Source organism: Terriglobales bacterium (assembly GCA_035624475.1).
Taxonomy (GTDB): domain Bacteria; phylum Acidobacteriota; class Terriglobia; order Terriglobales; family Acidobacteriaceae; genus DASPRL01.
In genome coordinates, this window is the sequence record DASPRL010000369.1 from 1 (window position 1) to 10915 (window position 10915).

General features: G+C 68.7%; 7 protein-coding genes. 6 read left to right on the plus strand and 1 reads right to left on the minus strand.

Annotated elements, in window-relative coordinates; all coding sequences use genetic code 11:
* Positions 1–581: ThiF family adenylyltransferase (locus VEG08_14445; protein HXZ29190.1), on the minus strand; the 581-nt coding region annotated here is incomplete at its 3' end.
* A gap of 215 nt (positions 582–796) precedes the next feature.
* Here VEG08_14445 and VEG08_14450 point away from each other — a divergent pair.
* The 6 genes from VEG08_14450 to VEG08_14475 all read left to right on the plus strand — a co-directional run.
* Positions 797–3736 (plus strand): POTRA domain-containing protein, encoded by a 2940-nt coding sequence (locus VEG08_14450; GenBank protein HXZ29191.1) that lies wholly within the window; start codon positions 797–799, stop codon positions 3734–3736.
* The gene (locus tag VEG08_14455; GenBank protein ID HXZ29192.1) at positions 3736–4434 is read left to right on the plus strand and encodes a SurA N-terminal domain-containing protein; all 699 of its coding nucleotides are present in this window, start codon (positions 3736–3738) and stop codon (positions 4432–4434) included. The genes VEG08_14450 and VEG08_14455 overlap by 1 nt, the downstream gene beginning before the upstream one ends.
* On the plus strand, positions 4431–8465 hold the full coding sequence (locus VEG08_14460) for a translocation/assembly module TamB domain-containing protein (GenBank protein HXZ29193.1): 4035 nt from the start codon (positions 4431–4433) through the stop codon (positions 8463–8465). Before VEG08_14455 ends, VEG08_14460 begins: the two co-directional genes overlap by 4 nt.
* 15 nt (positions 8466–8480) lie before the next feature.
* Entirely contained in the window at positions 8481–9149 is a 669-nt protein-coding gene (locus VEG08_14465) for a protein-L-isoaspartate(D-aspartate) O-methyltransferase (GenBank protein ID HXZ29194.1), read from the plus strand.
* 82 nt (positions 9150–9231) lie between these two features.
* Positions 9232–10005: a BON domain-containing protein gene (locus tag VEG08_14470; protein HXZ29195.1), complete on the plus strand. Its 774-nt coding sequence runs from the start codon at positions 9232–9234 to the stop codon at positions 10003–10005.
* Between the two features lie 105 nt (positions 10006–10110).
* Positions 10111–10915: UbiA-like polyprenyltransferase (locus VEG08_14475; GenBank protein HXZ29196.1), on the plus strand; the 805-nt coding region annotated here is incomplete at its 3' end.

Sequence of the window (10915 nt, forward strand, 5' to 3'; positions counted from 1 at the left end):
GAGTTGAGGATGCCGGCGGTGTCGCAGGTCTCGACCGTGCCGCGCGGCGACTCGGGAAAGACGCAGGCCAGGCAGGCGGTCTCGCCCGGCAGCACGTTCAGGGTGACGCCGTAGCCGGCCACCGCAGCGGCGTAGATCCAGGGGCGGCCGCGGGCCACGCAGAAATCATTCAGCAGGTAGCGGGTCTCGAAGTTGTCGGTGCCGTCGAGCACCATTTCGCAGCCTTCCAGCAGTGCTTCGATGTTGCCGGGGGTGAGGTCGGCCACCTGCGGCTCGACCACGATGGAGGAGTTGAAGGCGGCGATGCGGCGGGCGGCGGCGACGGCCTTGGGCAGGGACTCGGCCGCGTCCGCCTCCTCGAACAGGGTCTGGCGCTGCAGGTTGCTGGGCTCGACGTAGTCGCGGTCCACGATGCGCAGCGTGCCCACTCCGGCGCGCGCCAGCAGTCCGGCCAGCGCCGAGCCGGTGGCACCACAGCCCACCAGGGCGACGCGCGCGGCGGCCAGCCGGCGCTGTCCCTCGGCGCCGATGCCGCGGAACAGCATCTGACGCGAGTAGCGCTCCTCGGGATTCCATTCCATGGGCGGTCTCCGCTTCATTTATTATAGGGCTGCATCCCAGGAACCTTTGGCCGCGGCGCCCCTCGCAGGGTGGGAACAGGGCCGCCCCAAATCCGCTTCGAGACGACCACTTGAATCTCGCGGGCCGCGAAAAGGGAGGAAGGGTATTGTCAGCGGGAGCCAGGGCAGCGCTGCTGGGGTTGCTGGCAGGCTGTTGGACGCTGGGCGCCGTTTCCTTGGCCTTTGGCCAGGCTCCCACCGTCGGCCTTCCTCGCGCCCAGGGAACTCCGCTGGGCAGTGAAGGCAGCTACCAGGGAGTGCGTGTCCGCGACATCCAGTTCCGCGGCCTGACCGGGCGCAGTCCCGAGCAGTTGCGCGCGCTGCTGCCGCAGAAGGCGGGCGAGCCCCTGGACCGCTTCAAGATCGCTGCCAGCATCCGCGCCCTCTACGCTACCGGCCTGTTTTCCGATGTCGAAGCGGAGGCCGAACTCCTCTCCGCGGGCGAGGTCGGCCTGGTCTTTGTGGTCCGGCAGAACTACTTCGTCGGCCCCATCCGCGTGCAGGGTGCATGGAAGGGCGCCCCCACCGCCAACCAGGTCATCAACGCCCTCAAGCTGCAGTTGGGAGAGCAGTTCACCGAGGGCAAGATGAAGCAGGGCCTGGCCAACCTGCAGACTCTGTTTCGCCAGGACGGCCTCTATCGCGCCAAGATCACGCCCGTCTACACCTTCCACGACGACACCCAGGTGACCGACATCCTGCTGCAGGTGACGCCGGGCCCGCGCGCTCGCGTCGGCACGGTGACGGTGGAGGGCGATGCCGGCTTTGCCGCTGCCCAGATCGCCGATCTCGCCAAGCTGCACCCCGGCGACCCGGTCACCTCCGCGCGGGTGCGGCGCGCGCTGGAGCGGGTGCGCGCCCGCTACGCCAAGCTCGACCGCCTGCAGGCCCAGGTCGCGCTGGTGACCCCGCCCCTCTACCACCCCGAGAGCGAGACCGTGGACTACGTCTTCCGCATCGCGCGCGGGCCCGCGGTGGAGGTGGAAGTGGAGGGCGCCAAGCTGAGCAAGGGAGTGCTCAAACGCTCCGTCCCCATTTACGAGGAAGGAGCGGTGGATCCCGACCTGCTCAACGAGGGCAGCCGCAACCTGCGCGACTATCTCCAGAGCCAGGGCTACTTCCATGCGCGGGTGGAGGTGACGAGCGAGAGCGTCGCCGGGGAGCAGCGCCAGCGTGTGACCTACCTGGTGGACAAGGGACCGCGGTACACGCTGAAGCGGCTGGCCATCGAGGGCAATCACTACTTCGACGAAGACACCCTGCGCGAGCGCATGTTGCTGCAGCCGGCGAGCTGGTACATGCTGCACGGGCGCTTCAGCCAGACCCTGCTGACCCATGACGTCGAGGTCATTCAGGACCTCTACCAGGCCAACGGCTTCCAGCAGGTGAAGGTGACGCCCGAGGTAGACGCTGCCTACCAGGGCGTGGAGGGGCGCATGAGCGTGGTGCTGCGGGTAAGCGAAGGTCCGCAGACCCGCGTGGCCTCGCTCCAGATCGAGGGCAACCACGCCTTCTCCGGCGAAGAGCTCCGACAGCTTCTCAGCTCCACCGAGGGCCAGCCTTACTCCCAGGCCAACCTGGCCGGCGACCGCGATGCGGTGGTCAACTTCTACTTCAATCACGGCTTTCCCGACGTGCGCATGGAGGTGGAAGTCCAGCCCGTGCCCGGCCAGCCCACGCGCATGCGGGTGACCGACAGGATCAGCGAGGGCCGGCGGGTCTTCGTGGACCGGGTGCTGGTGGGCGGCCTGCAGCATACCCGTCCCTATGTGGTGGGACGCGAACTGCAGGTGCACCCCGGCGACCCGCTCAGCCAGAGCGCCATGCTGGAGAGCCAGCGCCGCTTGTACGACCTGGGTATCTTCAACCAGGTGGACGTGGCGGTGGAGAACCCCGAGGGCCAGGAAGAGCGGGAGAATGTCATGGTGCAGGTGGACGAGGCCCGGCGCTATACCTTCGTCTACGGCTTCGGCTTCGAAGTGCAGACGGGAAGCGAGCCCGGCAACGTACAGCCGCAGGGAGGCACGGGGGCCAGCCCGCGGGTCTCGCTCGACGTCACCCGCCTGAACTTCCGTGGGCGCGACCACTCCCTGGTCTTCAAGGGCCGGCTGGGACGCCTGCAGCAGCGCGCCCTGCTCAGCTACGAGGCGCCCCGCTGGCTCAACCACGAGGACCTGAAGCTCAGCGTCGCCTTCCTCTTCGATACCACCCGCGACGTGCGTACTTTCACCGCCGAGCGCCTGGAGGGCTCTATCCAGGCCGAGCAGAAGCTGAGCAAGATCACCACCCTCCTCTATCGCCTGAGCTACCGCCGGGTGAAGGTCGACCCCACGACTCTGGCGATCAGCCCAGCGGAGATCCCGCTGCTCTCCAAGCCGGTGCGGGTGGGCATCCCCAGCATCACCTACCTGCGCGACACGCGCGACGATCCCATCGAGTCGCACAAGGGCGCGTTCACCACCTTCGACGCGGGCGTGGCCGCCAACGTGCTCGGCTCCCAGGCCAGCTTCACCCGCTTCTTCTTCCAGAACTCCAGCTATTACAGCTTCGGCAAGCGCCACAAGTACGTGCTGGCGCGCTCCACCCGCATCGGGGTGGAAGAACCATTCAGCGGCACCACCGCCGCCACCATGCCCCTGCCGGAGCGCTTCTACGCCGGGGGCGGCGGCACCCACCGCGGCTTCGCCATCAATCAGGCAGGCCCGCGGGACCCGGACACCGGCTTTCCCATCGGCGGTGACGGCCTCTTCCTCAACAACCTGGAGCTGCGCCTGCCCCCCATCACCCTGCCCTGGGTTGGCGACAACGTCAGCTTCGTCTTCTTCCACGACATGGGCAACGTCTTCAGCACCGGCGGCGACATCCTGCCCGGCATGCTGCGCTGGTCGCAGCCCCACCGCAACAACTGCTTCCTGCTCACCGTAGCTACGACCTGTGACTTCAACTACAACTCCAACGCCATCGGCGGGGGCATCCGCTACAAGACCCTCATCGGGCCGGTGCGCTTCGACTTCGGCTACAACCTGAACCCGCCCCTGTTCCCGGTGCGGGACCAGTCCCGCTCCGAGGTGCTGACCCACTTCAATTTTTACTTCAGCATCGGGCAGACATTCTGATGAAACCACGGGGCAAAGTCGCGCTGCTGTTCTTCCTGCTGCTGGCCGCGGGGGCCAGCCACGGCGGCGACGTTCTGGACCGCATCGTGGTGGTGGTGAACAACGAAGTCATCCTGCAGAGCGATGTGAACGCGGAAGTCCGCTACGAAGCTGTGCTCAACGACAAGCCCCTGGAGCAGGTGACCGCCGCCGACCGCCGCGACGCGCTGAATCGCCTGGTGGACCAGACCCTGATCCTGCAGCAGATGCGGCAGGCGGAGGTCCCGCCTCCCCCTCCCGAGGAACTGGCGGCGGAGGTGCAGAGGATCCGTCAGCAGCTGGTGGTGGGCGCCAGCGAGCAGAGCTGGGCGGCGGCCCTGGAGCGCTACGGCCTCACCCAGGACGAGTTCGCCTACCGCGCCGGCATCCAGTACCAGATCACGCGCTTCCTCGACCTGCGCTTCCGTCCCATGGTGCGGGTGGACCGGGCCAGCATCGAGGAGTACTACCGTGACAAGTTCCTTCCCCAGTGGCGGCAGAAGAACGCGCAGCCCGCGCCGCCGCTGTCGGAGGTCCAGTCCATGATCGAGAGCGTGCTGGTGGAACAGGAGATCGACCAGCTGCTGGTGGCCTGGCTGGCCACCCTGCGCAACCAGGCCGACATCCGCTTGCACCCGGCCCTGAACCAGCCCAGCCCGCAGGGAGCGGTGACGCCATGACCACCGACACCGCCCGGCATCGCGCGCATCGCCATCACCACCGCCTCCGCATCTGGCTGGCGGTCGGGGTGCTGGTGCTGATGGCGGGGGCGGTGCTGTACCTGACCAGCGCGCGCTTTCAGGCACGGGTGCGGCGCATGGTGGTGGCGCGGCTGCAGGAGAGCATCGGGGGGCGGGTGGAGATCGGCGCGCTGCGCTGGAGCCTGCCGCGCCTGCAGGTGGACATCGACGACCTGGCCATCTACGGGCGCGAAGCGGCGGGCGAAGCACCCTTCCTCAACGTCGGCCACGTGCAGGCCCGGCTGAAGATCCTCTCGCTCTTCCGCCAGGAGATCGGCTTGCGCTATCTGTTGCTCGACCGCCCGGTCGTGCACCTCATCGTCTATCCCGACGGCAGCACCAACCAGCCCGTCCCCGGGGTGGTGCAGCGCGACGCCGGCGACCCGGTGGCGCGCCTGTTCGACCTGGCCATCAGCCGGGTGGAGGTGCGGCAGGGCGGCCTGATCTTGAACAACACCCGCACTCCGTTGGAGTTCAGCGCCGACGACCTGGCCGCCCACTTGAGCTACTCGCGCTGGCGGCGCCGCTACGACGGCGACCTCAGCACCGGCAAGCTCGAGATCTGGGGCCGCGACTTCCGCCTTCCGCCGGGCACCCTGGCCACGGAGTTCAGCCTGCAGACCGCGGCCGTCCAAGTGAAGTCGTTCCGGTGGTCAGCAGGACGCTCCCACTTGACCGCCCAGGGCGAGGTGCAGGATTTCCGCCATCCCCAGGTGGACCTCACCTACGACGCCGCCGCCGACCTGGCGCTGGCGGGCGCGGTGCTCCGCCTGGCCCCGCTGCGCGCCGGGCTGCTCGAGTTCAGCGGCCATGCTCTTTCCAAGGGGGGCGAATGGACCGCGGGTGGCCACGCGGCGGTGCGCGACCTGCAGTGGCAGGAGGCGTCCTTCCGTCTGGCCGGCTTCAGTGGTGGGACCGACTATGCGGCCACCCGCAGCCGCCTGGCGCTCGCCCGTCTGTTCGCCAGCACGCTCGGCGGCGTGGTTACCGGGGACGCCGAGATCCAGGACTGGCTGTCCGGCCCGGCGGCGGTCCCCGGGCGAAGTCCCGCGCCGGCGCGCGGACAACTGCGCTTGCGCCTGGAGAAGCTGCGGCTGGGGGAGATCGCCGGCGCCGTTTCTACGCCCGCACTGCCGCTCGCGCGCATCGGCCTGGCGGGAGAGGTCAGCGGCACCGTGGACGCCTCCTGCCGGGGCTGGCTGCAAGATTTCGAGGCCGAGCTCGCCCTTCAGGTCCAGCCGCCGAACCAGCCCGCGCCCCGCGAACTTCCCGTGACCGCCACGCTGCGCGGCCGCTATCACGGCTCTGCCACGACGCTCGAAGTCTCGAGGCTGGAGGTGGCGACCCCAGCCACGCAGGCTGAGGCCTCCGGCTTGCTTGGTGGCACGGCCACGCGCCTGGACCTGGCGGTCACCACGCGCGATCTCGGAGAGTCTCGCCCCCTGCTGGCCGCCTTCCGTGAGCCGGCGCGCCTGCCACTCAGCTTGCGGGGGCGCGCCTCGTTCCGCGGCACTCTCTCAGGCCGGCTGGCAGCCTTGGCGGTCGCGGGCCACCTGGAGGCCGATGATCTCGACACTGTCCTGCCCTGGACGGCGCTGAAGAGCGGCCCGCCGCCGGGGACCTCGCCCACGCTTCGCGTGCAGTTGGACTCCCTGCGCGCCGACATGGAACTTTCTCCCACGCAGGCGGTGGTCCACAGCGGGATGGTGCGCCGCGGGCCCATGGAAGTCACCTTGGACGCCGCCGCCGGCTTGCGCGACTACGCTCTCGACGACGCCAGCCCCGTGCGCGCGCGTCTGGACTTGCACGGCTCCGACGTCGCCGGCTTGATGGCTTTTCTGGGCACCCACTATCCGGTGAGCGGCAAGTTGGACCTCGACCTCAACGTGAGAGGCACGCCGCAGAACCTGGACGGCACTGGGCGGCTGGAGATGACCTCAGCGCGCATCTACGGGGAACCTTTCCAGTGGCTGCGCTCCAGCCTGCGCTTGTCCGGTCACGAGGTCCAGTTCGAGCAACTGGTCCTGGGGCACAACGGAGCGCAGGCGCAGGGCAGCGCCGCCTACGACTACTCCACCCGCGGCCTCCGCTTCGATCTGGCAGGGTCCAACTTCGACCTGGCGCGCTTCGACCGCCTGCAGAGACCGCACCTGCCGGTCACCGGGAGCGGCAGTTTCACCGCCCGAGGCTCGGGCACGCTCGACGCCCCCGTGATCGATGCCAGCATCCATCTGGCCAAGGTGGTGGTGAACGGCGAGCCGCTGGGCGATCTCGAGATCGACGCCGTCACCCGCGGCCCCGACCTGCACCTCAGCAGCCGCTCCCAACTCCTGCGCGGCAGCCTGCAGGTGCAAGGCGACGTCCACCTGCGCGAGCAGTGGCCGGCCCGGCTGGCGCTGACCTTCCAGGGCCTGGACTTCGATGCGCTGCTGCGCGCCTACGTTCCGGGAGAGATCACCGGCCATTCCTCGCTGGCGGGCACCGTGTCGCTGGAAGGGCCGCTGCGGCAGCCGCGCCGGCTGCAGGTGAGCGGGGAGTTCACCCAGCTCTCCCTGGACGTGGAGCACGTGGCCCTGCGGAACGGAGCCCCCATTCACTTCTCCCTGGCGGACGAGGTCTTCCGGCTGGAGCAGATGCGCATCGTGGGCGAGGGCACCGACCTCTCCGCCTCGGGGAGCGCGCAGCTCTCGGGCCGGCGCCAACTCGACCTGCGCGCCCAGGGCGTCGCCGGCCTGCAGGTGATCCAGACCATCAACCCCGGGCTGCGCTCGGGCGGGACGCTGACGGCGCGCGTAGAAGTGCAGGGCACCTACGAGCAGCCGCAATGGCGCGGCGAGATCGAGGTCCGCAAGGGCGAGCTTTCCTTCCCCGAGCTGGCCAACGGCCTGACCGACGTGAACGGTGTGCTGGTCTTCAACCAGAACCGGCTGCAGGTGCGCTCGCTCACTGCGCGCTCCGGGGGCGGCACCCTGGACTTCAGCGGCACCATCAGCTACGTGCGCGGCCTCTACTTCAACCTGAGCGCCACCAGCAAGGAGACCCGCCTGCGCTATCCCCCGGGCATCAGTTCCACCGCCGATGCCAATCTGCACTTCGAGGGCACCACCGCCGGCTCGCTGCTGTCGGGCGAGATCCTGGTGACGCGCTTCAGCGTGGACCCGCGCTTCGACTTTGCCGCCTACCTGGCGCGCGCGCGGCAGATCACGGTGTCGTCGCCCCCCACCTCGCCGCTCAACAACCTGCGCTTCGACGTCCACATCGTCTCCATCCCCGGGCTGGAGATGCAGACGGCGCAGGGGCGCATCTCCGGCGACGCCGACCTGCGCCTGCGCGGCACCGCCACCCATCCCGTGGTGCTGGGGCGGGTGACGCTGGCGGAGGGCGACGTCAACTTCGGCGGCACCAAGTACCACCTCGACCGCGGCGACCTCACTTTCACCAACCCGGTGCGCATCGAGCCGGTCTTCAACCTGGAGGCCACCACCCGGGTTCGCGATTACGACGTCACTCTGGGCCTGCACGGGCCCACCGATCACCTCAGCATCAGCTACCGCTCCGATCCGCCCCTGCCCCCCGGCGACATCATCGCCCTGCTGGCCTTGGGGCGCACCCGCGAGGACGTCACCACCGCGCAGAACACCCAGGCCTTCACCGAGAGCGAAGCGGCGGCCATCCTGGGCCAGGCGCTGAACACCAGCGTCAGCAGCCGCATGCAGAAGCTGTTCGGCGCCGGCCGCATCAAGGTGGACCCGCAGGCCAGCGGCCCTGTCTCCAACCCTCTGGCCCGCGTCACCATCGAGCAGCAGGTCTCCGACCGCGTCACCCTGACCTTCATCACCAACCTGGCGCAGTCCTCGCAAGAGGTCATCCAGGTGGAGTACAACATAAGCAAGAGGGTCTCGGCGGTGGCGGTGCGCGACCAGAACGGGGTGGTGGGCTTCGACATCCGCATCCGCCAGCGCAAGAGATAGCCCTGGCAGGGGCGTATGTCGGCTGTCGCCCAACCCGATCCCTGGCATCCCCGGCGCGTGGCCATGGTGGAAGTGCAGTTGCGGCAGCGTGGGCTGCGCGACGCGCGCGTGCTGGCCGCCATGGAGAAAGTGCCACGGCACGAGTTCGTGGCGCCCGGCCTGCGCGACCAGGCCTACGAAGACCATCCTCTGCCCATCGGCTGCGGCCAGACCATCTCCCAGCCCTACATCGTGGGCGCCATGCTGGAGGCCCTGGCTCTCCTTCCTGAGGACGTCGTGCTCGAGATCGGGACCGGCTGCGGCTACCAGACCGCGGTACTGGCGGAACTCTGCGGGCAGGTGTACAGCATGGAGCTGTTCGCCGAACTGGCCGCCGGCGCGCGGCAGGTGCTGGAGCGGCTGGGCTACGACCACGTGAACGTGCTCGTGGGCGACGGCACGCTGGGCCTGCCCGACCGCGCCCCCTTCGACGCGATCGTGGTTTCGGCGGCGGCGCCCCACGTTCCCGCACCGCTCTTCCAGCAGTTGAAGGAGGGCGGGCGCATGATCATTCCCGTGGGTCCCGAACTCCTGCAGGAGCTGCAGCTCGTCCGCAAGCTGGGAGGGAAGCCCGAAATCTCTCATCTCGACGGCTGCCGCTTCGTGCCCCTTGTGGGCAAGGAGGGCTTCGCCGGAGAATACTGAGCCGCCCTGCTGCTGCCTTTTCCGGCCGGCAATCATCCAATCAAGAAGACGGCCCTGTTCAAGGACGAAGAGAGGGACAGTCATGAAGAAGCGCATGGGGCTGGTTTGGGTCTCCATCCTGGTGGCGGTGCTGTCGGCGCCGGCTCTTCTGGCGCAGCATCACCCCTACAAGCAGAATCCGGAGGACCAGAAGATCCAGCAGCGCGTGAGCCGGGCGCTGGCCAGCAAGGACTATTTCAAAGACGTGCAGGCCAGCGTGGACGACCGCATCGTCACCCTGGCCGGCTCGGTGGATTGCTACCGCGACAAGCTGCGCGCCGAAAAGACGGCGCGCGGCCAGTTTGGCGTGGATAGCGTTCGCAACCAGATCGTGGTCGGCGGCAAGCCCGTGCCCGACGACGTGCTCTTCGACCGCCTGGCCAGGAAGATCGCCTCCGACCGCGTCGACCAGGGCAACACCTTCAACAACTTCACCCTGGTGGTGCGGCAGGGCATGGTGACGCTGGGCGGGCAGGCGCGTACCGACCGGGACCGCGACTCCGCCCTGGCCATCATCCAGGACACCTGCGGCATCAAGGGCGTGGTCGACCAGGTCCAGTTGCTGCCCAACTCCCCCAACGATGACCTCATCCGCGCGCGCGTGGCCCGCGCCATCTACGGCGACCCGGTGCTGCAGAAGTACGCCATCGTTCCCCAGAAGCCCATCCGCATCGTGGTGGAGAACGGCCACGTCACCCTGGTGGGCGTGGTGGACAGCACCATGGATCGCCAGGTCGCAGGCATGCGCGCCAGCGAGGTTTCCGGCGTCTTCAGCGTGACCAACCAGCTGCAAGTGCCGGGACAGCAGGTGAAGTAGCCAGCAGCTGGTAGCTGGGCGGCCGTTCCCGAGTGCTAGCCACAGGTTGCTTGAAACCTTGAAACCTTGAAACCTTCCCCCCGCCCCGCTTGCTAGAATCTCGCCGTGCCCTTCCTGCGCAGCGTTCGCACCACCCTCGAAATGATCAAGTGGGAGCACTCGGTGTTCGCGCTCCCCTTTGCCCTGGCGGGAGCGATGCTGGCGGCGGGAGGCTGGCCCGCACCCCGGCAGTTGCTGTGGATCGTGGTGGCCATGGTGGCGGCGCGCTCGGCAGCCATGGCCTTCAACCGCCTCGCCGACCATTCCCTCGATGCCGCCAACCCGCGCACCGCCACTCGCGCCTTGCCCGCCGGGCGGTTGACGCGCAGCTTCGTGATCCTCTTCGTGGCGGCGGCCAGCCTGCTGCTGGTGCTGGCGGCCTGGCAGCTCAACCGCCTGGCCTTCTACCTGTCGCCGGTCGCCCTGGCCATCGTCCTGTTCTATTCCCTCACCAAGCGCTTCACCCGCTGGTCGCACTTCTTCCTGGGATTCGCCCTGGGAGCGGCGCCGGCGGCCGCCTGGATCGCGGTGCGGGGCGCGCTCGATCCCCGCATCCTGCTGCTCACCGCTGCGGTCACCTGCTGGGTGGCGGGCTTCGACGTCCTCTACGCCTGCCAGGACTACGACTTCGACCGCCGGGCCGGCCTGCACTCCATCCCGCGCTGGTTCGGCATCCCACGCTCGCTGCGGATCGCCCGCGGGCTGCACGTTGTCATGCTCCTCCTGCTCTACGGGATGGTCCTGGCCTTCGGGATGGGCAAGCTCATGGTACTGGGTGTCCTGGTGGTGGCGCTGCTGCTCGCCTACGAGCACTCCCTGCTCCGGCCCCACGACCTGCGCCGCCTGGACGCCGCCTTCTTCACCATGAACG

Bases quoted from the DNA above. Each gene is read 5' to 3' on its own strand.
- VEG08_14455 (HXZ29192.1), top strand. From the start codon at position 3,736: ATGAAACCACGGGGCAAAGTCGCGCTGCTGTTCTTCCTGCTGCTGGCC.
- VEG08_14460 (HXZ29193.1), top strand. From the start codon at position 4,431: ATGACCACCGACACCGCCCGGCATCGCGCGCATCGCCATCACCACCGC.
- VEG08_14465 (HXZ29194.1), top strand. From the start codon at position 8,481: ATGTCGGCTGTCGCCCAACCCGATCCCTGGCATCCCCGGCGCGTGGCC.
- VEG08_14470 (HXZ29195.1), top strand. From the start codon at position 9,232: ATGAAGAAGCGCATGGGGCTGGTTTGGGTCTCCATCCTGGTGGCGGTG.